Genomic DNA, 25,393 nt, shown 5'->3' on the forward strand with positions numbered 1-25,393 from the left:
TGACTATGACTCAAGCAAATCTCTTTGACGAGCCGGCGCAAGCAGCCGGCAAGCCTGCCGGCGCCGCGCCGGCGGCCGCAACCGGCGCCGTGCCCGAAGCCCAGGCGCCGGCCGCCGGCGATACCAATGACGCCGGCGTCGGCGACATCGGCGGCGGCATGATCGGCGACATGGGCGGCAGCGGCGCCGGCGGTGCTGGCGGCGGCAACGGCGGTGGCGGCGGCGACGCCGGCGGTCCGCTGGGCGACGGCGGCGACGGCGGCGACACGCTGACCCTGTCCACCTTCGCCGAACGCGCCTACCTCGACTACGCCATCTCGGTGGTCAAGGGCCGCGCGCTGCCGGACGTGTGCGACGGCCAGAAGCCGGTACAGCGCCGCATCCTGTACGCGATGAACGAAATGGGCCTGAACAGCGCCGCCAAGCCGCGCAAGTCGGCGACCGTGGTCGGCGACGTGCTGGGTAAATTGCACCCGCACGGCGACCAGTCGGTGTACGACGCCATGGTGCGCATGGCGCAGGACTTCTCGCTGCGTTATCCGCTGGTCGACGGCCAGGGTAACTTCGGTTCGCGCGACGGCGACGGCGCGGCGGCGATGCGGTACACCGAAGCCCGTTTGACGCCGATCGCCAAGGTGCTGCTGGACGAGATCAACCTCGGCACCGTGGACTTCCAGGCCAACTACGACGGTTCGACCGAGGAACCATGCCTGCTGCCGGCGCGCCTGCCGATGGTGCTGCTGAACGGCGCCTCCGGCATCGCGGTCGGCCTGGCGACGGAAATCCCGTCGCACAACCTGGGCGAGGTGGCGCAGGCCGCCGTCGCCATGATCCGCAATCCGAAGATCTCGCACGGCGAGTTGATGGCGCTGGTGCCCGGGCCGGACTTCCCGGGCGGCGGCCAGATCATCACCCCGGCCTCGCAGATCAGCGATATGTACGCGACCGGCCGCGGCAGCATGAAAGTGCGCGCGCGCTGGAAGATCGAAGAGCTGGCGCGCGGCCAGTGGCAGGCGGTGGTCAACGAACTGCCGCCGGGCACCTCGTCGCAGAAGGTGCTGGAAGAGATCGAAGAGCTGACCAATCCGAAGATCAAGATGGGCAAGAAGGCGCTGTCGCCGGAACAGCTGGCGCTCAAATCGCTGATCCTCAATTCGCTCGACACCATCCGCGACGAATCGGGCCGCGCCGCGCCGGTGCGCCTGGTGTTCGAGCCGAAATCGAAGAACCAGGACCAGACCGAATTCATGCTGCTGCTGCTGGCGCATACCTCGCTCGAATCGTCGGCCTCGATCAACCTGGTGATGATCGGCGGCGACGGCCGTCCGCGCCAGAAGGGCCTGACCGACATCCTGCAGGAGTGGATCGAATTCCGCTTCGCCACCGTCACCCGCCGCACGCAGTTCAAGCTGGGCAAGGTCGACGCGCGCATCCACATCCTGGAGGGCCGCGAAACCATCCTGCTGAACATCGATGAAGTGATCCACATCATCCGCAACTCGGACGAACCGAAAGCGGCGCTGATGGAGCGCTTCCGCCTGTCGGATATCCAGGCCGAAGACATCCTGGAAATCCGCCTGCGCCAACTGGCGCGCCTGGAAGCGATCAAGATCCAGCAGGAACTGGCCGAGCTGCGCAAGGAAAAGGGCCTGCTGCAGGACCTGCTCGACAATCCATCGTCGATGAAGCGCGCCATCATCAAGGAAATCGAGAACGACGCCAAGACCTACGGCGACGCCCGCCGCACCGTCATCGAAGAAGCGCAGAAAGCGGTCGTCGAGCAGAAGGTGGTGGACGAGCCGGTCACCGTCATCATCTCGGAAAAAGGCTGGATACGCGCGCGCACCGGCATCGGCCACGACGCCGCGCAATTCACCTTCAAGGCCGGCGACGCGATCTATGGCGCGTTCGAATGCCGCACGGTCGACAACCTGCTGGCCTTCGGCAGCAACGGCAAGGTGTACTCCGTGCCGGTCGCCGCCCTGCCCAACGCGCGCGGCGACGGCGTGCCGGTCACCACCCTGATCGACCTGGCCAGCGGCGCCCGCATCCTGCACTACTACGCGGGCAGCGGCACCACGCAGCTGATGCTGGCCACCAGCGCGGGCTTCGGCTTCATCGCCAAGGCCGGCGACATGGTCAGCCGCATCAAGGGCGGCAAGGCCTTCATCACGCTGGAGGACGGCGACGTACCGCTGCCGCCGGCGGTGGTCGACCAGAACGCCAGCGCGGTCGCGGTGCTGTCGGCCAATGCGCGCGTGCTGGTGTTCGGCATGGACGAGATGAAGGTGCTGACCAACGGCGGCCGGGGCGTGATCCTGATGGAGCTCGATCCGAAGGAAACGCTGATCGCGGCCAAGCCGATCAGCCAGAAAGGCGTGATCGTCTCGGGCATCGGACGCGGCGCCAAGCCGCAGGAAGAACGCCTGTCGGCATCGGCGCTGGCGGTCCACTTCGGCAAGCGCGCCCGCAAGGGCAAGGCGCTGGCGACCAAGATCAAGCCGGATGCGCTGACGCCTATCGTCTAAAAACCGCGGTGTCAGTGCCGACATTCGGACACGGGCTTAGCTATAGCTGAGGCTAAGGCTGAACCCGTGTCCGAATGTCGGCACTGACACCCAACGAAAAAAGCCGGACCCAGTTCAACGGGGCCCGGCTTTTTTTACGCTGCCGGCAGCTTAGTGCTTGGCGGCGGCTTCTTTGACGTCGGCTGCGGCTTTCGCTTTCACAGCGTCGGTCTTGTTGGCGGCCAGCGCTTTGTCGGCGGTGGCGTCAACGGTTTCCTTGATGGCTTTGGCGTCGGCCTTCACGGTCTTCTTTTCGGCTTTTTCTTCAGCCTTGGCGATCGACTTGTCGCCCTTGGCGGCGGCTTTGGCTTTGTCTTCCGGGTCGGCCTTGGCTACTTTTTCGTTGGCTTTGGCGTGTTCTACGGCGACTTTGGCCTGGGCTTCGTCATGTGCCTTGTCGGCTTTCGAGATCGCCTTGTTGGCTTTCTTGTCGGCTTTGGCATCGGCTTTCAGTTCTTTCTGTTCGGCCTTGGCGACGTCCTTGTTGGCTTCAACTTGAGCCTTGTCGACTGCAGGGGTCTGTGCGTAGGCAGCGGTGGCAAACAGGCCGGCGATCAGGGTAGCAATAATCTTATTCATGTTATTTCCTTTCGGTGTAGTTGGAGTGCATGGGTACAGAATATGCCTTCAGGCCGCCACACTCTGTACGGTACCGTACCTAAACTGTTATCGTGTACGCCATCACAGCAGAGCAAGAGGCAGAACATGGCAATGGACTGGAACAAACTCGTCTCCGCGCAGCGGCTGGGCCGCAGCACGCCGCCCAGCGTGTCGGACATGCGCTCGGAATACCTGAAGGACTGGGACCGCATCGTCTACTCCAGCGCCTTCCGCCGGCTGCAGGACAAGACCCAGGTGTTTCCGCTGGCCGAAAGCGACTACGTGCGCACCCGCCTCACGCACAGCATCGAAGTGTCGTCGGTCGGCCGCTCGCTCGGCACGCTGTGCGGGGAATTCATCCTGCACAACACGCCGGGACTCGACGTCGGTCCGCAGGATTTCGGCAGCATCGTCGCCGCCGCCTGCCTGGCGCACGACATCGGCAATCCGCCGTTCGGCCACTCGGGCGAGGACGCGATCCAGTCCTGGTTCGCCCTCAACGGCGCCCCTTACCTGCAAGCGCTGTCGGACGCCGAGCGCGCCGACCTGCTCAAGTTCGAAGGCAACGCGCAAGGCTTCCGCCTGATCACGCGCCTGCAAAGCGCGGTCGATCGCGGCGGTTTCCAGCTGACCTACGCGGTGCTGGCGGCGTTCGCAAAGTATCCGCGCGGCTCGGTCATGGCCGGCGCCGACAAGGCCCGCATCAGCGAGAAGAAGTTCGGCTACTGCGCGCACGACGCCGACAACTTCCGCACCGTCGCCGAGGCCACGGGCCTGATCGCCAAGAGCGACGGCGCCTGGTGCCGCCATCCGCTGGCCTTCCTGATGGAGGCGGCGGACGACATCTGCTACGGCATCGTCGACCTGGAGGACGGCCACAATCTCGGCCGCGTCTCGTTCGCCGACACGCGCGACCTGATGTGGCCCATCGCCTTCCCGTCCGGCCAGCAGCCCGGCCCCTCCTACGAAGCGATCGACGAGGACACGGGGCGCATCGAATACCTGCGGGCGCGCGCCATCGGCAACCTGATACAGGCCGCGGTGGTGGTGTTCAAGGAGCGTTACGACGCCATCATGGCGGGCACGTTCGAGCAGGACCTGGTCAGCGGCTGCAAGTTCGCGGATGACCTGAAGCGCATCTCGACGGCGTCGCGGACGCAGATCTACGCCACGCCGGCGGTGCTGCAGATCGAGGCGGCCGGCTACGACATCCTGGGCGGCCTGCTGAACAAGATCGTGCCGCCGCTGCTGTCGCCCGAGGCCGGGCGCAGCAACGCGCACAAGAAAATCCTGCAGATCCTGCCGAAGCAGTTCACCTCCGGCGGCACGCCCTACCAGCGCCTGCTGGGCGCAACGGATTTCGTCTCGGGCATGACCGATTCCTACGCGCTGACGCTGTTCCGCCGCCTGCACGGGATGGAACTCCCGGGCGGCAGCATCTGAAGCTTATTTCGCCGGGCGCGAATACAGGTCGATGATGGTGCTGATCGCATCGGCGCAGACGGAGCAGAACTTGTCGCTGCGGTCGAACATGATGCACTGCATCTCGGGGCGGTAGTAGCCGGTGGCCTCGTAGTTGGCGCCCTCGAACGCGCCGACGGTATGGAAGTGCGGATCCCTGGAGAACAGCGCATGGGTCGATTCCAGGTCCTTGCGGAACAGGGCGCTCATCTCCGACTCCGGCTTGTTGGCGGCGCGCAGCGCGGCGCGTTCCTTCTGGTAGGCGCGCGAGGCGGTCTCGTAGGCCTCCTTCGGCCAAGGCGTCGGCAGCGGCGTGCCGTCCTTGACGAACTTCTTCCACTTCACATTGGCCGGATCGCGCAGCGCGGTGGCGTTGGGTTCCCACGGTTCCTGGCGCGCGCCGCCGGTCGCGTAGGCCACCGGCGAGGTGTAGTACTCGTCGGCCAGGCCGGCGAAGTGGTGGCCGAATTCGTGCACGAACAGGTAGTTGGCCCAGTCGTTGTCCGCCGCCGCGGTGCTGAACTGCCCAAAGATGCCGCCGCCGCCGTAGGTCTCGTTGTTGACCAGGATCTCGATGAACTCATACGGCGCGAACTGCGCCAGCTCGCGCAGCGCGCGGTTGTCGGTGGTCAGCACATAGCGCTCGCTGCCGAAGATATCGTAGCGCGTGCCCAGCGGCGAAGCGTGATGCACGCCGGTCGAAGGCCGCGACACGCCCGACTCCTCGGTCGGCAGCGCCAACGCCCAGACGTTGAAGTCCTTGGCGCGCTCCTTGAACGGCGACACCGCGAACAAATGATCGGCAAGGCGGCGCGCGGCGGCCTCGAACTTCTTCATCTCGGCCTTGGTGTAACCGTCGCCGACGATCAGCAGGTCGACCTTGTCGGCCGACGGGCCGTTGACGCGGATGCCGATCGGCTTGACCGAGGCCGGCAGGGGCGCCTGCTTGCGCACCACGTCCATCGCGTCGGTATCGACATCGGCGGTCCACACCACCGAGAAAGCGCCGCGCTCGTCGCGCTTGAGGATGCGCACGCGCACCGGCTTGTCCGGCTTGGGGAAGCGTACCGATTCCTGGAAGCCGCGGTTGATGCGCGCCGCCTCTTCGGTGCTGCGCCATTCGGCGAACACGGTCGAGAAACCGCGCGAGTACAGCAGCTCGCCGGACTTGGCATCCACCACTTCCACCAGGTTGTTGCCGCGATTGGTGTTGTCGATGGTGCTGCGCAGATCGCCCGGCCACGGCAACGGCTCGATCACCACGCGTTCCATCGCGTAGTGTTCATCGAGCGCGTTACCGCTATGGAGATAATCGAGGCGGACGGTGGCCGGCTGCGCGGCCAGCGCCGGTACGGTGACGGCCAGCGCCAGCACAAAAGAGAAGAAACGGTTCATGGGATTCTCGGCGGTCATTGAAAACGTGACCGCCATTGTAATCCCGCCCCCGCCTCAGGTGCGCCATTTTCCGTTGCGCGCCAGCTCGGCCACCGCTTCGGCAAACGCCTTGGGCGCCTCCTGCGGCAGATTGTGGCCGGCGCCCGGAATGCGCCGGTGGCTGCGCGGTCCGCTGAACTTGGCGGCCGACGCGCTGCCGTCGGTGGCGCGGATCACGCCATCGTCGATACCATCCAGCGTGATCGCCGGCACCGTGATCACCGGGCCGGTGGCCAATATGGCCTCCTGCTTCGCGTACTCGGCGAAGCCCGGCGCATGGCCCAGGCGATGGCGGTACGAGTGCAGCACCACCTCGACGTAGTCGGGATTGTCGAACGCCTTGGCCGCGCGGTCGAAGGTCTGACCGTCAAAGCGCCAGGTCGGCGAATTCCCTTCCCACATGATACGGGCGATGTCGTCGCGGTTGGCCGTCAGCCCCGCGCGGCCACGCTCGGTGAGGAAGTAGAACTGATACCAGAAGCCCGCCTCCACCTTGGCCGGCGCCGGCGTCTCCGCCTTGGCGATGTCCTGGATCAGATAGCTGTTGACCGACACCAGCCCGACCACGCGCGACGGCCGCAGCGCCGCCGCCACGCAGGCCGCGCGGCCGCCCCAGTCGTAGCCGGCCAGCACCGCCTCCGGTATGTGCAGCGCATTCATCAGGTCGATCACATCCTGGCCGATGGCGGCCTGCTGGCCCGAGCGCGGCGCGGCGCGGTCCAGGAAGCGCGTGCTGCCGTGGCCGCGCAGGTGGGGCACGATCACACGATAGCCCTGAGCCGCCAGCATCGGCGCCACGTCCGCGTAGCTGTGGATGTCGTACGGGAAGCCGTGCAGCAGGATCACGGGGTGGCCGTCCTCCGGCCCGGTTTCGTGATAGCCGATATCGAGCGTGTCGGTTTGCACCTGGCGCACCGCCATCACCGGCAGCGGACCTTGGTTGGGTTTGACCGGAGGCGGCAAGTCCTTGCGCGGCGTTGCGGCAGCGGCCACGCCGCTCAACGACAACCCTGCGGCGCCGGCGGCGGCCGACAGCAAAAATCCACGGCGATTCAGAACAGAGTCAGACATGATGATGCTCCTTAATAAAGTGGGGTGCGGTCAGGCCGCGTCGATACCGGTTATGAGCTCGCTGGCCAGCCAGCCGGCCAGCAACTGTCCCGCCCTGGCGACGCCATCGGCCTCGCCGAGACGTTCCACCAGCCAGTCGCACAAGCCGGCGAAGCTGCCGTTGGCATGCAGCCGCAGCAAGGCCTCGCGCTCAAGCGCATCGACCTGCTTCAGGCAGGAGGTGTAGCCGCGCCGCCAGACCAGCAGGCCGCCCGGCCGCTCCAGCATGGCGCTCTCCGGCGGCGTCTCGCCCGCCCACAATGCCGACCAGATTTGCTCGGCGTTGGTGGTGGCGACGGCGCTGCGGAACGATGGCGCGATGCTCAGCAACGCCGTGTCCCAGTCGATATCAGCCAGCGCATCGGCCGGCACGCTGCGCGCGTCCGATGCGATGAAGGCCGCGCCCAGCGCGTGCTCGATCCACGCCAGTTCGTGCACATCCGGGTTATCCGGGAATAGCGCGATCAGCGTGCTGTCGAAGCCTTCGGCATACGCGTCCAGCGTCCAAGCATGCGGCGGATGGCCGTCGATGTGGGTGATGGCGGCGGTGCGGAACGCCTCCTCGCCTATCCATGCGCGCAGCTGCGGGTAGGACTGCTCCAGGCAGCCCATCAGCTGCGCGCGGTAGTTGTTCTGGTAGACCGCCAGGCCGGCCAGCGCGCGCGCATCGCTGCCGAGCGAAGCGCCGGGCGTGGCCGTCACCAGCCAGGCCTGGAAATCGCGCTGCAGGTCGGCCAGCATCATGCGGCCTCCCTATGCCATGCGCGCAACGCGCCCAGCGAACGCGCCACCGACACCTCCAGCATCAGGTCGGCCAGCGGTGGGATAGCGTCGTCGCGCTCGATCATGGTCGCGACCGGACCGGCACGCCCCATCACTTCCGAATACAGGCGCCACACCGCTTCGCTGACCGGGCTGTCGTGCGTGTCGATCAGCAGGTCGGCACCCTGGCTATGGCCCGCCAGGTGGATCTGCCGCACATGCTCGAACGGGATGCCGGCGATGTAGGCATGGGCGTCGAAGCCGTGGTTGGTGGCGCTGACGTGGACGTTGTTCACGTCCAGCAGCAGCCCGCAGCCGGTGCGCTGCGCCATCGCCGACAGGAACTCCCATTCGGTCATGTCCGCGCCGTCAAAGGCGAGGTAGCTGGACGGATTCTCGAACAGCATCGCCCGGCCCAGCACATCCTGCGCCTGCGAGATATTGGCGCAGACCAGGTCCAGCGCCTCCTCGGTGTACGGCACCGGCAGCAGGTCGTGCGAGTTGAACGCGCCGTAGCGCGACCAGCTCAAATGATCAGAGACGAACAGCGGCTCGATCTCGTCGGCCAGCGCCTTCAGCCGCTGCAGGTAGTCGGCGCGCAGGCCATCGGCGGAACCGATCGACATCGACACGCCATGCAGCGCGACCGGATGCCGTTCGCGGATCTGCCGCAGGATGTGGCGCGGCTGGCCACCGGCGATCATGAAGTTTTCGGAGATGACTTCAACGAAGTCCACCGCCACCCGGGTTTCCAGGAAATCGCGGTAGTGCTCCTTGCGCAGGCCGAGGCCATAGCCTGAGAAATGCGTGCTGTTCGTGCTCATGGCGCGCGCCGCTTACTTGGTTTCGGTCAGCGTGCCGCCTTCGGCCAGGCAGGCGGTCTTGGTGCGTACCAGCACGCCCTCGCCCTTGCAGGAGTTGAGGCCCTTGCAATCGTTCTTGGCGGTGGCACACAGGCTGGTGCCCTTGCAGGTGTTGATGCCGTAGCAGCGGCCCAGCGGCTCCTTGACGGCGGCCGGTTCGGCGCCGGTTTCGGCGGCGCTGGCGCCCAGCGAGGCCAGCGCCAGCAGGGCGGACGCGGCGGCGAGGCTGACACGGGTGGTGACGGATGATTTCATTTTATGGCTCCAGGTAAGATAGAAAAATTACTGCGCGCTCTGCGCAGCTTCGATGATGACTTTGGCGACCGCTTCCGGCTGCGAGATGTAGACCAGGTGGCTGCCCTTGACCTCGGTGACCTTGGCGCCGGCCCGCTTGTACATCCAGCGCTGCAGGTCCGGGCTCAGCGCGCGGTCCTCGGTGGAGACGATCGCGTAACTCGGCTTGCTCTTCCATGCCGCCGTGGTGATCTTCGTGCTGAAGGCGGCGGCGGTGGCCGGCACTTGCGAGGCCGCCAGGAAGTTGGTGCGGTTCGGCGTCAGGTCGCCGGCGAAGTCCGCGTTGAACTTGGCGCGGTCGAAGTACAGGTGGCCGTCCGCGGTGGCGACGATGTCGTTGCTCGGTGCCGGCTTGGTGCCGATCACCTGCCCCAGGCTCTCGCCGACGTCCGGCAGCACACCGGCCACGAACACCAGCGCCTTGACCTTGTCGCTGTCGCCGGCGGTGGAAACCACGGCGGCGCCGGAACTGTGGCCGACCAGGATCGCCGGGCCATCCTGCTGGTCCAGCGCGACGCGGGTGGCGGCGACGTCGTCGGCGAAGCTGGTATGCGGCTGGCCGACCACGGTGATGCGATAGCCCTTGAGCCACAGGATGTCGTGCACCGTGCGCCAGCCGGAGCCGTCGACGAAGGAGCCCGGCACCAGCACGATGTTTTTGGCGCCGCTCGTCACCTCGGCAGCCGATGCGGACGAGGTGACGGCTGCGCCGGCGGCCAGCAGCGCGGCGGCCATGGCGATCGCGTTCAACGCTTTCATTTCTTGTCCTTCGCGGTCAGCGAGCCGTAGCCCTTCGGCGTCTTGATCTTGGTGCAGGTGCCCTTCTCGACCAGCGTCCAGGCGTCGCCCTGGTAGTCGGTGACCGAGGTACCGGCGCAGCTGGTGCCGGCGCCGGCGGCGCAATCGTTTTGGCCGGCCAGCGACACGCCGAAGCATTTTTCGGTCGGCTTGGGGGCGTCGGCGGCTTGGGCGCCGGCGGTCAGCGCGGCGAGGGAGAAGGCCAGCGAGGCGGCCAGTGCGGAACGGGAGATACCCATGGTGATTCCTTTCGGTGGTTAGGCACTACATGAAACGCATCCGATAACAGCGGATACGACTTACTTATCGAAGAACAGCCGGTCGAGCGACCACCTGCCGCCGCCGTGGGCGATCAGGGGCAGCAGCACGGCGCTCCACAGCAGGTGGGTCGGCCAGGCGTTGGGATAGACGAAGATCTCGATCACCGCCGTCATGCCCAGCAGCGCCAGCGCCGCCGAGCGGGTGAACAGGCCGGCCAGCAGCAGCAGCGGGAACAGGTGCTCGGCGTAGGCGGCCAGCGGCGCGGCCAGTTCGGCGGAGATCAGCGGCAGCTTGTACTCGCTGCGAAACAGCTCGTAGGTGAAGGGCTTGATGGTCAGCCAGCCCTGCACCTTGGTGCGGCCGGACAGGAAGAACACGGCGGCGATGCCGACGCGGGCCAGCAGCAGCTGCAAGGCTTGCGGCAGCAGGCGCCGCGTCAGGCGCGCCATCAGCGCCGGGGGTGCGCCCACAGGCGCGGTTGCTTGATTCATCATCACTCCAGGTTATTTATCGTACACGCTTTAATCGGATGAGATAAATAGTACCAGCATGATCAAATCAAAGGCTTAACATTTTCGTGATAACTTGCCTGACGACTCACTTAGGCGCCAGCGACTGGCCGATATCGAGCGGATGGATGTCGAGCCGCATATTGAGGATGGAGTAGCTTTGCGGCTCCACCGACGCATAGCCGACACTGTCGCGCGTTTTGCTGAAGGTGAACTGGAAGCCCAGCTCCGGCAAGGTCGCGTGGCGGCCGCTGGTGGCGATGCCGATCGCCTCGCTGCGGCGGTTGTTCATCAGGTTTTCCATCAGCTCGACCACCGCGTTCTTGCCGAGGATATCGGCCGAAAACACCGGCTGCGCCAGCGACGCCTTGCGCGCATTGAGCTTGCCGCCGGCCTTGGACTCGGACGGCGTGAAGGTGTGCGTGGCCAGGTCGTAGCGGTCGCCCCGGTCCAGGTAGCTGATCACCGCGTTGGAGACATTGAAGCCGGGGCGCGAGGCGTCGGTGGTCGCGCGCGTCAGGTCGACCAGCAGCGCGCCCTTGTGGCCGACGATCTCCACGCGGCGGCGGCTATCGATCACCATCGCCGTGTTCTCGTCGATGCCCAGGCCGAACTTGTAGCCGGTCTTGAGCATCGCCGGGATCATGCGGGCGAAACGGCCGCGCACCAGGAAGTGCTGGTCGACGAAGACGTCGTCGCCGATGAAGCCCAGCCCCGGCGCCACTTCGCGGCCCTCGGTGACGCCGCCGCGCAGCGTCGCGAACACGGTCGGCGGCGGCGCGTAGAACATGGTGCGGCTCATGACGGCGGCGCCGGCGCTGTTACCGGCCACCACGCCGCCCCGGCGGTAAACGTCCCACACCGCCTCCAGCACCGCGCTGCGGCTGCCGTCCTCGCGCACCAGCACCTGGGTGATGCGGGCCTGGTCGCCGCCGGAAAAGAACACGCCGCCGGCGCCGCGCACATCGGCCGCCAGTTGGGGATCCTCGGCCATCTTGCGGAAATCGCTGTCGGCCAGCCGCACGGCCAGCGGCACCAGGAAGGCGTCGGCGCCGTAGCGCTGCAGATAGCCGACGATGGCCGCGCCCACCGGCGCCGGATCGGCCGCCGCCGACGGAAACACGGCGATGCGCGCGCCCGGACCGCCGGCCAGCTGCACGATGCGCTGCCAGACGTCGGCGTTGTCGGGCCGCAGGGCGCCGCCGATGATCACCAGATTGCCCTTGGGCGCGTCCGGCGCGGGCGCCGGGCCGGCCATGGGCGCGGCCAGCGCGCCGCCCGCAGGGGCCAGCGCCAGCGCGGCCTGCAGCAGGCGCTTCAGCGATTTTATTGACATCCGCATAACGGCTCCAAAGAAAAACGGGACGGCACCTTGCGGCGCCGTCCCGTTAATATATACCTGTTTGAGAGGCTAACGGTAGCGATACAGCGGCTGCTGCAGCTGGATGGGCCGGATGTCCATCCTCAGCTTGAGCACGGAATACGCCTCGACCTCGGTCGAGCTGTAGCCGACGCTGTTGATGGTCTTGCTGAAGCGGAATTCATAGCCGATGTCCGGATTGCCGTCGCGCGGGTTGCCGAAGGCGATGCCGATGGCCTCCTGCTGGGCGTTGTCGATCAGGTTGACCATCAGGTCCAGCACCGCGTTGTTGCCCAGGATGTCGTTGGTGTAGACCGGCTCGCGCGTGTCGGGCTGGTTGGGATCGAGCTTGTTGTCGGCCTTGTCCGGCGACGGCGTGAACTCGCGCGTGACCAGGTTGAACTTGTCGCCGCGGTCGAGGTAGCTGATGGTGGCGTTGCTGATGTTGAAGCCCTTGATGCCGCGGTCGGTGATCGCCGCCGACAGGTCCAGCAGCAGCGCGCCGCTATAGCCGATGATCTCGACGTCGCGGCGGGCGTTGACCACCATCGCGCTGTTCTCGTCGATGCCCAGGCCGATCTGGTAACCTTTTTTCAACATCACCGGGATCATGCGGGCGAAGCGGCCGCGCACCAGCAGGTGCTGGTCGACGAACACATCGTCGCCGATGAAGCCCAGGCCGGAGGCGATTTCATGGCCGTCGTTGACGCCCTGCTTGAGCATGTCCAGCGTCGCCCTGGCGTCGTAGAACATGGTGGTGCTCATGATGGCCGCGCCGGCGCTGGAGCCGGCCACCACGCCGCCGTCGCGGTACACGTCCCACACCGCGTCCAGCGCCGCCGTGTGCTTGCCGTCCGCGCGCACCAGCGCCTTGGTGATGCGGGCCTGGTCGCCGCCGGTGAAGTAGATGCCGGTGGCCGAATGGATCAGCGCCACCACTTCCGGGTCTTCGGCCGCCTTGCGGTAGTCGCTGTTGGGCAGCGTCACGCCGAGCGGGATGAAGAACGCCTGGGCGCCGTACTGGTTCAGTTTATTGACGGTGTTCTGGGCGGATTTCTCCGGGTTGATCGACGCCGAGCCGAACACGCCGATGCGTGCGCCCTTGCCGCCGGCCAGCTGCACGATGCGCTGCCATACTTCCGCGTTCTCGGCCCGCAGGCCGCCGCCGATGATGACCAGGTTGCCCGCCGGCGGCGCCAGCACCGGTTTCGGCGGCGGCACCGCCTTGGCCGGCTTGCTGGCCTTGACCGTCACCTGCGGGGTCTTGGCCACCGGCGTCGTGGTCGCCGCCTGCGCGGCCTGCACGCCGGCGCCGGCGAACACCAGCAGCCAAAGCATGCAGAGGCGCTGGAGCGTAGAACCTGTTAATTTCATGTTGCCCTTCCGATGAAAACCGGCGCCAGGGCTCTCGCCGGGCGCCGTTAATAGTGCAGATGATACCAATCAATTACTTAAGACGGGATTACATTATTTGAACGCATAGTTCGCACTCGCATAAAAACGCCGGCCGCGCACGTCGGTATAGGTCGGATCGTAGCCGGAAATGAAGTGGTAGGCCTGGTTCGAGTACGGCGGCGCGGTGTCGGCCAGGTTCTGGATGCCGGCCCGCAGCTTGAGCGCCTTGGTCGCCTGCCAGGCGCCCGACAGGTCCCACAGCGAATACGACTTCACGCGGTTGGCCGCCACCACGCTGCCGTCGTCGATGTTGATCGCCGAGTTCTGGTCTTCATAGCCGCTGGAGAAGGTGTTCGACAGGGTGGCCGCGAACGGGCCGCTGTCCCAGTCCAGCGAGATGGTATGGCGCCAGCGCTGCACCACGCCGTCGGTGACGAAGCGGCCCAGGTTGCTGACGTAGGCGTCGCCCACCTCGTTCTGGATCTTCGAGTCCGTCACATAGGTGCCGGACAGGCGCCCGCCGAAGCGGCCGGCCCAGGTCTGCACGCCCTTGTAGTCGATCGTCAGGTCGAAACCGGCGGCCTTCTGCGCGCCGCGGTTTTCCTTGAACATGTCGATGTATTCGATGTAGCCGTCTTCATCGCGGTGCACCAGACTGCCGTACTTGGACGGGTTGGCCAGGATGATGTCGTCGCCGATTTCGGCGATCAGGTCGGTGCGCTTGATGTTCCAGTAGTCCAGCGACAACAGCACCTGCTTGCTCGGCTGGAGTACCATGCCGACCGAGAACTGGCGGCTGCGCTCGGGCTTGAGGTTGGGGTTAGAGTAGCGGTGGGCTTCCCAGTTTTCGGCGCAGTCGGCGTAGTTGTTGTCCACCGTGGCGCAGTAGACCGGATCCGGCAGCGTGGCGGTGCTGCCGATCTGGGTCGGGCGGTACAGTTCCGTCATCGACGGCGCGCGGAAGCCGCGGCCGGCCGAGGCGCGGAACAGCATGGTCTTGGTCGGTGTGTAGCTGACGCCCACTTTCGGGCTGGCCGCGCCGCCGACCACCTGGTAGTGGTCATAGCGCGCCGACAGCTGCGCTTCCCATTGCTTGGTGAACGGCAGCAGCAGCTCGCCGTACACGGCCTGGATGTTGCGCGCATAGCTGGTGGCCTCGCCGCCGGCCGGCGCGAAGTCGTTGTTGATGTTGTCGCTCATCAGCAGGGCCGATGGATTGAACTCGGTTTTCTCGCGGCGCACCTCGCCGCCGACCGCCAGCGCGGCGTCGCCGCCGGCCAGCGTGCCGATCGCGTGCGAAACCTTGAAGTCGAGCGAATCCATGGTGCCGCGCGCGTGGCGCACTTCCTGGTTGACCTGGATGCTGTTGATCAGATCGACGCCGGCCTGGCTCGATGGGCCGAAGGGATTGATACGGCCGTCGGCGATGCCTTCCAACAGCTTGTCGTACAGCAGGTAGCCGTGGGTGTCGCGGTCCTTGATGGTGTTGACGCTGTGATTCAGGCCGATGTCGTAGTCCCAGCCGTTGCGGCTGCCGGTCCAGCCGACCACGAAGCGCTGGCTCTCGCTGATCAGCTCCGAGGTGCGGCGGCCGGCCTCGTTGAGGCGTACGTTGACCTGCACCTCACCCGGCACGTCATCATCGGCGCTGGCTTCCTCCGACAGCAGGTCGTACTTGGCCAGCGCCGGGATCTTGCGGTAATCGAGGTAGCCGGTCACGCGCGCCGACGACGCCGCGTACCAGGTCTTGGAGCGGCTCAGCGCCACCTCGGCGTACAGCTGGTTCTCGGCGTTCAGCTGCAGCACGCCGCGCGACAGCAGGTTGGCCTTTTCCGACTTCGGATACAGCTCGGTGTCGCCCATGTAGTTGTAGGTGCAGGCGTCGACGCCGCCGGTGCCGGTGGGCAGGTACAGATTGGCCGGCGGCGCGCAGGTCGGCACGGCCGGATTGATGGTGCGGTTGGTGAGCGGCTTGCCGTTGATGGTGAAGCCCTGGTCGTTCAGGTAGTCGCGCTGGGCGCCGGTCAGGCGGATGTTGGCCGGCGAGGTCCAGCCGGACAGCAGGTGCGGCAGGCGCTCGGGGATATGCAGGTCGTTGATGAAGCCGCGCTGCGAGGTGCTCAGCGCGTCGGTGCGCTGCAGGTCCACCACGGCGAACACGTTGTAGCCGTCCTTGGCCAGGTCGCCGTGGCCGGCGGTGATGCTGGCGGTGCGCTTGCCGGCGCCGCCCTCCTTGGTCTTCAGGCCGTAGGCATTCAGCTCCAGGCCCTGGAAGTCCTTGCGGGTGATGAAGTTGATCACGCCGCCGATGGCGTCGGTACCGTACAGCGCCGAGGCGCCGTCCAGCAGCACCTCGACGCGCTGGATGGCGGCGGCCGGGATGTTGTTCAAATCGACGCCGGTGTCGTCGCCCGGCGAGGCGAAGTTGGCCATGCGGCGGCCGTTCAGCAGCACCAGGGTCGAGGAGGTGCCGATGCCGCGCAGGTTGGCGCTGTTGAAGCCGCGCTGGTCCTTGCCGTCGGTGATGCTGACGCTGTCGGTCAGGCCGCCGACGTTGGCCGACAGGCGCGCCAGGATTTCCGAGGCGGTGGTCACGCCGACCTTGTCGATTTCCTCGCGCGTGATGACCTGCACCGGCAGCGCCGTCTCCGACTCGATGCGCTTGATCGCCGAACCGGTGATCTCGACGCGCGGCAGCGGCGCGTCCTGCGCCGCCGCCTGGCCGATCATGCCGGCCGCCGCGCCCACGCTCAGCGCCAGGCGTACCGCGCGCACCATCGGCGCATTGCGCCGCGTATGCATTTCACTCATGTATTCTCTCCCCGATGATTGATATATAAAAATTTCATTTAAACTAACTGTACGCAGTTGTAGCCGAAAACTCAAGAAAGCGGCCCGCCTTTCGCCGCCGCACGATTTACTTTGTGAAAATACTGCTACATACTCAATCTTTACCCGAAAATTTGCCCCCGCCATGCAAGTACACAAACATTCCCTCTCCGGCCCCCACGCGAACGCCGTATATGAACTGACCAGCTTCCACTTCGGCACCCCGGGCGCCGGCAAAAAGGTCTATATCCAGGGTTCGCTGCACGCGGACGAAGTGCCCGGCATGCTGGTGTCGCAGTTCCTGCGCAAGGAGCTGCTCGCGCTGGAGGCGGCCGGCAAGCTCGCCGGCGAAGTGATACTGGTGCCGGCCGCGAATCCGATCGGCCTGGCGCAGGCCATCCACGGCGCCGCCTTCGGCCGCTTCGACCTGACCACCGGCGTCAACTTCAACCGCGCCTACAAGCACGTGGCCGAGGACCTGAAAAAATCGCTGGAGGGTAAGCTGGGCCAGGACGCGCAGGCCAACGTGGCGCTGATCCGCGAACACGCGCGCGCCTCGATCGCCGACTGGCAGCCGGCCACCGATGCCGAGACGCTGAAGAAAACCCTGATGACGCTGGCGATCGACGCCGACATCGTGCTCGACCTGCATTGCGACAACGAGGCGGTGCTGCATATCTACGCCGGCACGCCGCTGGCCGACGCCATCGCGCCGCTGTCGGCCATCCTCGGCGCGCATGCGCTGCTGCTGGCCTACCAGGCCGGCGGCGAGCCGTTCGACGAGGCCTGCAGCCGCCTGTGGTGGGATCTCGACCAGCACTTCGGGCAGCGCTACCCGATTCCGCCGGCCTGTTTGTCGACCACGGTGGAGCTGCGCGGCGAAATGGAGGTGAGCTACGCGCTGGCGCAGAAGGACGCCGCCGGCCTGCTGCAGTTCCTGACGCTGCAAGGCGTGCTGCTGGCCGACGATGGCGGCGCCGCCGCCGCCGTGCTGCCGGCGCCGCTGTGCGAGGCGACGCCGCTGGAAGGGGTGGAACCGGTCTATGCGCCGCACGCGGGCATCCTGATCTACACCCGCGAGCTGGGCGCGCGGGTGGCGGCCGGCGATGCGCTGGCCGACCTGATCGACCCGGTCGGCGGCGGGACCACCGTGCTGCGCGCCACCGTCGACGGCGTGTTCTTCGCGCGCAGCGCGCACCGCCACGTCATCCGCGGCATGAACGTCGGCAAGGTCGCCGGCGCCAAGGCCTACCGCGCAGGCGACCTGCTGAGCCAATGATCGTCGAACCCATGACCACTAAAAAATTCAAGCTGCCGCACACCTTCGTCCTGCTGTTCATCATCCTGGCGCTGATCGCGACGGCGACCTGGCTGGTCCCCGGCGGCAAATACGACACCCACCTGGTCAACGGCAAGCAGCTGATCGTGCCCGACAGCTTCCACTACGTGCCGAGCGCGCCGCAGGGGCCGGTGGCGCTGATCAAGGCGCCGATCAAGGGCTTCGTCGAAGCGGCGCAGATCATCGGCTTCGTGCTGATCGTCGGCGGCGCCTTCGCCGTGCTGCAGAAGACCGAGGCGGTCGATTCCATGATCAAGGCGCTGGCGCGCGCGCACGCCAGCTCGGCGTTCATCCAGAAGGCGCTGATACCGGTGTTCGTCACCATGTTCTCGATCGGCGGCGCCACCTTCGGCATGAATGAAGAGGCCATACCGTTTATATTGATTTTCGTGCCGCTGGCGCTGGCGCTGGGCTATGACACCATCACCGGCGTCTCGATCCCGTTCCTCGGCTCGCAGGTCGGCTTCGGCGCGGCCTTCCTCAACCCGTTCAACGTCGGCATCGCGCAGGGCATCGCCGGGGTGCCGGTGTTTTCCGGCTGGGGCTACCGCCTGATCGCATGGAGCATCGCCACCGCCATCACGGCGCTGTTCCTGATGTGGTACGCCGCGCGCGTGAAGAAAAATCCCGAACTCAGCCCCACCTACGCGCTGGACCTGGAAAAGCGCCGGGAGCGGCCGCAAGGCCTGGGCGAGTTCCACGGCATGACCGCGCGCCACAAGCAAGTGCTGTGGATCTTCGCCGGCTCGCTGATCGTCATGGTGACCGGCGTGGTCCACTATGGCTGGTACATCGATGAAATCGCCGCGCTGTTCCTGACCATGGGCGTGGTGATCGGCCTGGTGGGCCGGCTCGACTCGTCGCAGATCGTCGAAGGCTTCATCCAGGGGGCGCGCGACCTGGTCGGCACGGCCCTGGTGATCGCGCTGGCGCGCGGCACCATGATCCTGGCGCGCGACGCCCAGATCATCGACACCATGCTGCACGCGCTGACGCCGCTGGTGCAGTCGTCCAGCCCGATCTTCACGGCGTGGAAGATGTTCGGCATCCAGACCGTGATCAACTTCTTCATCCACTCCGGCACCGGCCAGGCCGCGCTGACCATGCCGATCATGGCGCCGCTGGCCGACCTGGTGGGCGTGACGCGCCAGACCGCGATCCTGGCGTTCCAGTTCGGCGAGCTGACCACGCCGATGATCCCCACCTCCGGCATCACGGTGGGCGTGCTGGCGCTGGCGCGGGTGCCATGGATCACCTGGGCCAAGTGGATGATTCCGCTGCAGCTGATCTACGCCGTGATGGCGATGGCGCTGCTGGTGCCGCCGGTGCTGATGAACTGGCAGTGATCAGCCTCAAAAAGTGAGTAGCCAAAGGTGTTAAGTTAAAACCCGGCCTGCCGCCTGGCCGGCGCTACCGGGGATGAACTTGGCACCGACACCTATCCCGAAACCGTCTTATCTCGATCAGTGCATCTACATCGGGGTGCGCAATGGAGAGAAGCGCTGGATATCAAAAGATAGGACTAGACTCTATACGTGGGATTGGACCCACGGCGAAATTGAAGTATTCAACAAGCGCGGCCGCCATCTGGGCGTCCTTGACGCCGTCACAGGGACATTCATCAAAGACGCAGTCGCGGGGAGGAAAATCGATGTCTAACTTTATTGAAAAGTGTCTGGCGCGCGAGGCCAATCCTGAAGATATCGATGAATTCATCGATCAATGGCATGAAAATCCGGGCAAACAAACTCTGCACGAATTTCTCGGCATGACGCGCACCGAATACGCCAGTTGGATCGCCGATGCGGCGGTCCTTCCGTCCATCATCAATTCGCGTAGATCGTCGGGAAGTAGCGTTCCATCAGCGTCGCCGGGCGGGCCGGCGGCGTGAAGCCGTAGCGCGCGTACAGTTCGTGCGCGTCGGCGGTCGCCAGCATGAAACGGCGCAGCCCCTGCAGATCCGGGTGCGCCAGCACCGCCTCCACCAGCCGCTTGCTGTAGCCCTTGCCCCGCTCCGCCGCCACCACGAACACGTCGGCCAGGTAGGCGAAGGTGGCGCGGTCGGTCGTCACGCGCGCAAATCTCACCTGGCGGCCGTCCAGATACGCGCCGAAACATAAGGAATTGGCAATCGCCCGCTCCACCACCGCGCGCGGAATGCCGATCGCCCAAGTCGACTGCTCGCTGAGGAATTGGTAAATCAAAGGCAGGTCGAGGGCGTCCTTATCGGTGCTGATGTGCAGAGTAGTCATGTTTTCCGTGATTAAAAAGGCAATGTTGACGTATTTTAGAGCAGCTTGCGGTTTATAATCCAAGCTGACCTCTAGCGCAAACTACTACTTTCCCTATGACTGCACAACTTTCCAAAAAAGCCGAAGCCTGGTCGGCCCGCTTCAATGAACCGGTCTCGGACCTGGTCAAACGCTACACCGCTTCCGTCTTCTTCGACAAACGCCTGGCAAAAGCCGACATCCAGGGCTCGCTGGCCCACGCCGAGATGCTGGCCGCCCAGGGCATCATCAGCGCCGCCGACCGCGCCGAGATCGAGCGCGGCATGGCGCAGATCTCGTCCGAGATCGACGCCGGCCAGTTCGAATGGCTGCTGGACCTGGAAGACGTCCACCTGAATATCGAAAAACGCCTGACCGAACTGGTGGGCGACGCCGGCAAGCGCCTGCACACCGGCCGCTCCCGCAACGACCAGGTGGCCACCGACATCCGCCTCTACGTGCGCGCCGCCATCGACGACGTGGTCGAGCTGCTGAGCGCCCTGCGCGCCGCGCTGACCGACCTGGCCGAGAAAAACGCCGACACCATCATGCCGGGCTTCACCCACATGCAGGTGGCGCAGCCGATCACCTTCGGCCACCACATGCTGGCCTACGTCGAGATGTTCGGCCGCGACGCCGAGCGCATGGCCGACTGCCGCAAGCGCGTCAACCGCCTGCCGCTGGGCGCCGCCGCGCTGGCCGGCACCACCTTCCCGATCGACCGCGTGCGCGTGGCCAGGACGCTGGGCTTCGACGACGTCTGCCACAACTCGCTGGACGCCGTCTCGGACCGCGACTTCGCGATCGAGTTCACCGCCGCCGCCTCGCTGATCATGACGCACATCTCGCGCATGTCGGAAGAGCTGGTGATCTGGATGAGCCCACGCGTGGGCTTCATCGACATCGCCGACCGCTTCTGCACCGGTTCGTCGATCATGCCGCAAAAGAAAAACCCGGACGTGCCGGAACTGGCGCGCGGCAAGACCGGCCGCGTGTACGGCCACCTGATGGGCCTCCTGACCCTGATGAAAGGCCAGCCGCTGGCCTACAACAAGGACAACCAGGAAGACAAGGAACCGCTGTTCGACACCGTCGACACCGTGGTCGACACGCTGCGCATCTTCGCCGACATGGCCGGCGGCATCAGCGTCAAGCCGGAAGCGATGCGCGCCGCCGCCCTGCAGGGCTACGCCACCGCGACCGACCTGGCCGACTACCTGGTCAAGAAGGGCCTGCCGTTCCGCGACGCCCACGAAGCCGTGGCGCACGCCGTGCGCGCCTGCGACGACCTGAAGATCGACCTGGCCGAGATGACGCTGGAGCAGCTGCGCGCCTTCTCGACGCTGATCGCGGACGACGTGTTCGCCGTGCTGACGCTGGAAGGCTCGGTCGCCGCGCGCGACCACGTCGGCGGCACCGCTCCGAACCAGGTGCGCCAGGCCATCGCCCGCGTGCGCGGGCAGCTGGCGAAGTAAGCCACACCGGGCGCGCGGCATCCGCGCGCCCGCGCTCCTAGTGCATCACCATCTTTGACAGCACGGAGAACGCCGCGCCGGTCTGGTTCTGCTCCAGCAGGATGGTCAGCTCGGTGTAGGTGCAGATCATGTTGACCAGGTTGATCTTGTCCCACGCCAGCTGCTTGAGTATCGCGTGATAGATGCCCGGCGTGCGGCTGGTGTCCGGATTCAGGTGCAGCGTCACCGCGTTCAGGTTATCCTGCCGCGCCAGCAGGCGCTCGCCGGCAAACACCTCCTCCACCACGCAGGTCAGCGTACGGCTGCAGATCACCATCACCTCATTGACGCCGCGCGTCACCGTCACGAAGGCGCCGCGCAAAGGCTCGGCCTTGGCCAGCAACTGGCGATGGCATTCGTGGATGCTGTCGGAATAACGGAACGTGTATTCGGTCAGCTCGGTGCGCGTGGTCAGCTCGCCGGTTTTCCGCGCCAGCGCGATCTCGCTGCGCTGCGCCTCCGGCAGGCGTTCGGCTACGCGGCGCAGCGCCATCACCACGGCGGCCTGGCCGACCGGCTTCCACAAATCGCTCTCCAGCTGCGGCTGCAGCTGGCGCGCCAGTTCGGACAAATTGATCAAGCCGCGCCGCAGTCCTTCGGTCAGAAAGGACGACTCCATGACGATGCGTTCTACCTTGGTGGCAATCGACAGCATAAAAGATCCCCCTGCCCGCGCGCCGGCGGACAAATACTGAATAACAGCAGGCGCTGCGCCGCGCGCCCGCCTTGGTCGGCGAACGCGGGGCGATACCATGCCCGCGCCGGCGTGCCCGGATGGGGCGCGGCCGGCGGCGGATATGCAGCTTATGTGGTGTGCGGAGGCGCTGTCAGATAGGGGGAGGCAGCGTCGTGCGAGAGGCGCGTAGCGCGTGGGCGGAAATCAAATCTTGCGTTGGGTGTGCTGTCATTTTCTTCTTCCTGTGGTTCCCGATACGCGCGTTTTTATACGGGTCGTGCCCTGCGCTTTTTATGTTGCCGGCCGGGAGATAACCCGACTCGGCTACAACTAGTTTAATTCGCAATATTAAAAATCTGCAACCACCTTTTGCTGAAATTTTGGGCATAGTGTTGCGTAGCCACCGAAAATAGAGGGACTGCCCTAGTTCGTTGTGGATTTCAGACAGAAGGCTTCAATCGTGCGCGCCTCAACGCTCCGCATTTGGTATGGAGCCCGCGCATGCATCATCCAATGCCCCGAAGAATGTCCAATTTAAGACATTTTTTTCGCCCGCGACCAATTTCCAAAGTTTTTTGACTTCGCCGTCGCGAACGGAATAGTGTCCAGCCTACTCGCCGTTTTAGCCGCACAAAAGACGCTGCACAGCCAACCGCTAACGCAGCGCCGGGGACGCCGGGTGGGCCACCTATCCCGGCCCCGCAGCACTTCGCGCAAACACACAAAACCCATGGAGAAGAGATGAATCTACGTAAGACCCTACTTGCCGCATCCGTCGTCGCCACCCTGCCGATGATGGCGTCCCACGCGGCCAACCAGTTGATGGCCGCACCGGTCAACCTGGCCTCTCCACAAGAGAGCAAAGGACTGGTGGCCAAGCTGGCGGCGATCGACAGCGCGCGCGGCCTCGGCGCCGACAACAGCTTCCGCATTAGTAGCCAGCATCCCGGCGTGGTCGGCCAGAAGATCACCCGCGCCCAGCACACCTACAAAGGCCTGCGCGTGTTCGGCTCGGAATCGGTGGTGGTGACCGACACCGCCGGCGACATCCTGAGCGAGTCGGTCTCCGACCGCCGCGCCAGCCTGGCCGCCGGCAGCAACACCGTCGCCGCCGAAGGCGCGGCCGCGCCGCTGGCCGACCTGACGCCGGCGCTGAGCCCCACCGACGCCATCGCGCTGGTGGTCAAGGCCGTCGCGCCGCGCGGCGTGCACCGCTGGGCGCCGAGCGCCGAGCTGCTGATCTATCCGGTGATGAAGACGGTGCGCGTCGCGTCCGCCCTCAACAAGTCCGAAGCGGCGCTCAACGCGCTGGACGTGGAAGACGTGGTCGACCACTACGAGCTGGCCTACTACGTGCAGACCCGCATGGCCGACAAGGGCAAGCCGGTCTACTTCGACACCATGGTCAACGCCAAGACCGGCGCCGTCATCACGCAATGGAAATCGCTGCAGACCGTGGTCGGCACCGGCAACAGCCAGTACAACGGCGCCGTGCCGATCAACACCTCGCTGTCCGGCAGCACCTACAAGATGCTGGACGCCACGCGCGGCACCGGCGGCGTGTACGGCGGCATGGCGATCACCAACGCCAACCACAGCTCGGCCGACAATCCGAACGCCGGAAGCATCTACACCAACGCCAGCAACACCTGGGGCGACGGCCAGCAGTACGTCAACGGCGGCAGCACCACCAACGCCAACGGCCAGACCGCCGCGGTCAACGCGCTGTGGGGCTTGATGAACACCTACGACACGCTGAAGAACGTGATCGGCTGGCAGTCGCTGGACGGCAACAACACCGCCACCTACATCGCCGCCCACGTCGACACGGCCTACGACAACGCCTTCTTCGACCCGAGCTGCAAGTGCATGTACATCGGCGACGGCTCCAGCTCCGGTTTCTACAGCCTCGGTTCGATCGACGTGATCGGCCACGAGATGTCGCACGGCGTGACCGACGCCACTTCCAACCTGACCTACGCCGGCGAATCGGGCGGCTTGAACGAGTCGAACTCCGACATCGGCGGCGAGATGGTCGAAGCCTATGCGCGCAACGGCGGCACCGGCGTGGTGATCCCGGCCACCGGCAACGATTGGATGATGGGCAAGGAGATCAGCCGCTCCGGCCAGCCGCTGCGCTGGATGTACAAGCCGAGCAAGGACGGCGGCAGCCCGGACGCCTGGAGCAGCACGATCAAGAACCTCGACGTGCACTATTCCAGCGGCCCTAACAACCGCATGTTCTACTTCCTGTCGCAAGGCTCCAACGCCAGCACGACCAGCGACTACTACTCCAGGTACCTGATCAAGAGCCCGGCGGCGATGACCGGCATCGGCAACGACAAGGCCTTCCGCATCTGGTTCAAGGCGGCCACCACCAAGTTCACCGCCTCGACCAACTACGCCGACGCGCGCAGCAAGGTGCTGGCGGCGGCGCAGGAACTGTATGGCGTCGGCTCGAAAGAAGCCATCGCCGTCACGCGCGCCTATGCGGCGATCAACGTCGGCGCCGACATCGACGAAGCCGCCGGCGGTTCCGGCGTGTCGATCTCGACCCAGCCTGCCAGCGTGAACGTGGCGGCCGGCTCCAGCGCCTCGTTCAGCGTCGGCGCCACCGGCGGCACCGCGCCATACACCTACAAGTGGTACCGCAACGGCGCCGTGATCAGCGGCGCCACCTCGGCCACCTACTCGCTGACGGCACAGACGGCCGACAACGGCGCGGTGTTCAACGCCGTGGTCAGCGACGCGTCGTCGCCGGTCAAGACCGCGACGTCGGGCAACGCCACGCTGACCGTCGGCACCACCGGCGCCGGCACCGAGCGCGTGACCAACGGCGGCTTCGAGTCCGGCATCACCGGCTGGGCCGGCACCACCGGCGTGATCGGCAGCTTCACCGGCCAGACGGCGTTTGAAGGCACCAGGTTCGCCTGGCTGGGCGGCAATGGCAAGACCACGACCGAAACGCTGACCCAGAGCGTGACGATCCCGTCGGCCGCCACCAGCGCCTCGCTGACCTTCGCGCTGCACATCGACACCGCCGAATCGGGCAGCACCGTCTACGACAAGCTGGTCGTCACCGTGAAGAACAGCTCCGGCAGCGTGCTCGGTACCCTGGCGACCTACTCGAACGCGAACGCGGCGAGCGGCTACCAGACCCGTACCTTCAGCCTGCTGGCGTACAAGGGCCAGACCGTGACGCTGTCGTTCGCCATGACGGAAGACTCGTCGCTGCAAACCTCGTTCGTGGTCGACAAGGTGAGCCTGATCACCAACTAAGCGAGTACAGGGCAGCCCCGCCGGCGACGGCGGGGCTGTTTGTCAGGTCAAGTCAGGTAAGGCAGCAAGCAT

General features: G+C 65.8%; 22 protein-coding genes. 8 read left to right on the forward strand and 14 right to left on the reverse strand.

Annotation, left to right across the window (positions count from 1 at the left end; translation table 11 throughout):
• The first annotated feature begins 5 nt into the window (after window positions 1-5).
• Entirely contained in the window at window positions 6-2,528 is a 2,523-nt protein-coding gene (parC, locus tag ACEN9F_RS15050) for a DNA topoisomerase IV subunit A (protein ID WP_413420831.1), read from the forward strand.
• A 150-nt stretch (window positions 2,529-2,678) separates the two neighbouring features.
• On the opposite strand, the gene ACEN9F_RS15055 is transcribed toward parC, so the two are convergent.
• Window positions 2,679-3,146, reverse strand: coding sequence for a hypothetical protein (locus ACEN9F_RS15055; RefSeq protein ID WP_413420833.1), 468 nt, complete (start codon window positions 3,144-3,146; stop codon window positions 2,679-2,681).
• 126 nt (window positions 3,147-3,272) lie between these two features.
• On the opposite strand from ACEN9F_RS15055, the gene ACEN9F_RS15060 reads away from it, so the two are divergent.
• Window positions 3,273-4,610 (forward strand): deoxyguanosinetriphosphate triphosphohydrolase, encoded by a 1,338-nt coding sequence (locus ACEN9F_RS15060; RefSeq protein ID WP_413420835.1) that lies wholly within the window; start codon window positions 3,273-3,275, stop codon window positions 4,608-4,610.
• A gap of 3 nt (window positions 4,611-4,613) precedes the next feature.
• Here ACEN9F_RS15060 and ACEN9F_RS15065 read toward each other — a convergent pair whose 3' ends face one another.
• From ACEN9F_RS15065 to ACEN9F_RS15115, 11 genes are all read right to left on the reverse strand, one after another.
• The gene (locus ACEN9F_RS15065; RefSeq protein ID WP_413420837.1) at window positions 4,614-6,023 is read right to left on the reverse strand and encodes a M64 family metallopeptidase; all 1,410 of its coding nucleotides are present in this window, start codon (window positions 6,021-6,023) and stop codon (window positions 4,614-4,616) included.
• Between the two features lie 54 nt (window positions 6,024-6,077).
• Entirely contained in the window at window positions 6,078-7,133 is a 1,056-nt protein-coding gene (locus tag ACEN9F_RS15070) for an alpha/beta fold hydrolase (protein WP_413420838.1), read from the reverse strand.
• Between the two features lie 30 nt (window positions 7,134-7,163).
• The gene (locus ACEN9F_RS15075; protein WP_413420840.1) at window positions 7,164-7,916 is read right to left on the reverse strand and encodes a putative DNA-binding domain-containing protein; all 753 of its coding nucleotides are present in this window, start codon (window positions 7,914-7,916) and stop codon (window positions 7,164-7,166) included.
• Window positions 7,913-8,758, reverse strand: coding sequence for a DUF692 domain-containing protein (locus ACEN9F_RS15080; protein WP_413420842.1), 846 nt, complete (start codon window positions 8,756-8,758; stop codon window positions 7,913-7,915). Before ACEN9F_RS15080 ends, ACEN9F_RS15075 begins: the two co-directional genes overlap by 4 nt.
• A 12-nt stretch (window positions 8,759-8,770) precedes the next feature.
• On the reverse strand, window positions 8,771-9,052 hold the full coding sequence (locus ACEN9F_RS15085; protein WP_413420844.1) for a hypothetical protein: 282 nt from the start codon (window positions 9,050-9,052) through the stop codon (window positions 8,771-8,773).
• 27 nt (window positions 9,053-9,079) lie between these two features.
• Entirely contained in the window at window positions 9,080-9,850 is a 771-nt protein-coding gene (locus ACEN9F_RS15090; protein WP_413420846.1) for an alpha/beta hydrolase, read from the reverse strand.
• A complete protein-coding gene (locus tag ACEN9F_RS15095) occupies window positions 9,847-10,128 on the reverse strand; it encodes a DUF2282 domain-containing protein (protein WP_413420848.1) in 282 nt (93 codons plus the stop codon). Before ACEN9F_RS15095 ends, ACEN9F_RS15090 begins: the two co-directional genes overlap by 4 nt.
• A 60-nt stretch (window positions 10,129-10,188) precedes the next feature.
• Window positions 10,189-10,641 (reverse strand): DoxX family protein, encoded by a 453-nt coding sequence (locus ACEN9F_RS15100; RefSeq protein ID WP_413420849.1) that lies wholly within the window; start codon window positions 10,639-10,641, stop codon window positions 10,189-10,191.
• Between the two features lie 106 nt (window positions 10,642-10,747).
• Window positions 10,748-12,001 carry a cyanophycinase gene (locus ACEN9F_RS15105; protein ID WP_413420850.1) on the reverse strand — a complete coding sequence of 418 codons (1,254 nt, stop codon included), beginning with the start codon at window positions 11,999-12,001 and terminating at the stop codon, window positions 10,748-10,750.
• 69 nt (window positions 12,002-12,070) lie between these two features.
• On the reverse strand, window positions 12,071-13,357 hold the full coding sequence (locus ACEN9F_RS15110; protein WP_413420852.1) for a cyanophycinase: 1,287 nt from the start codon (window positions 13,355-13,357) through the stop codon (window positions 12,071-12,073).
• 129 nt (window positions 13,358-13,486) lie between these two features.
• Window positions 13,487-16,225: a TonB-dependent receptor gene (locus ACEN9F_RS15115; RefSeq protein WP_413420854.1), complete on the reverse strand. Its 2,739-nt coding sequence runs from the start codon at window positions 16,223-16,225 to the stop codon at window positions 13,487-13,489.
• Between the two features lie 163 nt (window positions 16,226-16,388).
• On the opposite strand from ACEN9F_RS15115, the gene ACEN9F_RS15120 reads away from it, so the two are divergent.
• From ACEN9F_RS15120 to ACEN9F_RS15135, 4 genes are all read left to right on the forward strand, one after another.
• Window positions 16,389-17,522, forward strand: coding sequence for a succinylglutamate desuccinylase/aspartoacylase family protein (locus tag ACEN9F_RS15120; protein ID WP_413420856.1), 1,134 nt, complete (start codon window positions 16,389-16,391; stop codon window positions 17,520-17,522).
• A gap of 11 nt (window positions 17,523-17,533) precedes the next feature.
• Complete coding sequence (locus tag ACEN9F_RS15125) at window positions 17,534-18,928, forward strand: YfcC family protein (RefSeq protein WP_413420858.1); 1,395 nt, start codon at window positions 17,534-17,536, stop codon at window positions 18,926-18,928.
• Between the two features lie 73 nt (window positions 18,929-19,001).
• Window positions 19,002-19,241: a colicin E3/pyocin S6 family cytotoxin gene (locus tag ACEN9F_RS15130; protein WP_413420860.1), complete on the forward strand. Its 240-nt coding sequence runs from the start codon at window positions 19,002-19,004 to the stop codon at window positions 19,239-19,241.
• Window positions 19,234-19,473: a hypothetical protein gene (locus ACEN9F_RS15135; RefSeq protein ID WP_413420862.1), complete on the forward strand. Its 240-nt coding sequence runs from the start codon at window positions 19,234-19,236 to the stop codon at window positions 19,471-19,473. Before ACEN9F_RS15130 ends, ACEN9F_RS15135 begins: the two co-directional genes overlap by 8 nt.
• Here ACEN9F_RS15135 and ACEN9F_RS15140 read toward each other — a convergent pair.
• Complete coding sequence (locus ACEN9F_RS15140) at window positions 19,409-19,834, reverse strand: GNAT family N-acetyltransferase (protein WP_413420864.1); 426 nt, start codon at window positions 19,832-19,834, stop codon at window positions 19,409-19,411. The genes ACEN9F_RS15135 and ACEN9F_RS15140 overlap by 65 nt on opposite strands.
• A gap of 95 nt (window positions 19,835-19,929) precedes the next feature.
• Here ACEN9F_RS15140 and argH point away from each other — a divergent pair, with 95 nt between their 5' ends.
• Entirely contained in the window at window positions 19,930-21,327 is a 1,398-nt protein-coding gene (gene argH, locus ACEN9F_RS15145; protein WP_413420866.1) for an argininosuccinate lyase, read from the forward strand.
• Window positions 21,328-21,364: 37 nt separating this feature from the next.
• Here the strand turns inward: argH and ACEN9F_RS15150 are convergent, their stop codons facing one another.
• The gene (locus tag ACEN9F_RS15150) at window positions 21,365-22,021 is read right to left on the reverse strand and encodes a hypothetical protein (protein WP_413420868.1); all 657 of its coding nucleotides are present in this window, start codon (window positions 22,019-22,021) and stop codon (window positions 21,365-21,367) included.
• Window positions 22,022-22,783: 762 nt separating this feature from the next.
• On the opposite strand from ACEN9F_RS15150, the gene ACEN9F_RS15155 reads away from it, so the two are divergent.
• A complete protein-coding gene (locus ACEN9F_RS15155; RefSeq protein ID WP_413420870.1) occupies window positions 22,784-25,321 on the forward strand; it encodes a M4 family metallopeptidase in 2,538 nt (845 codons plus the stop codon).
• Window positions 25,322-25,393 lie beyond the last annotated feature (72 nt).

Origin of the sequence: Duganella sp. CT11-25 (genome assembly GCF_047302815.1) — a bacterium.
Classification (GTDB): domain Bacteria; phylum Pseudomonadota; class Gammaproteobacteria; order Burkholderiales; family Burkholderiaceae_D; genus Rugamonas.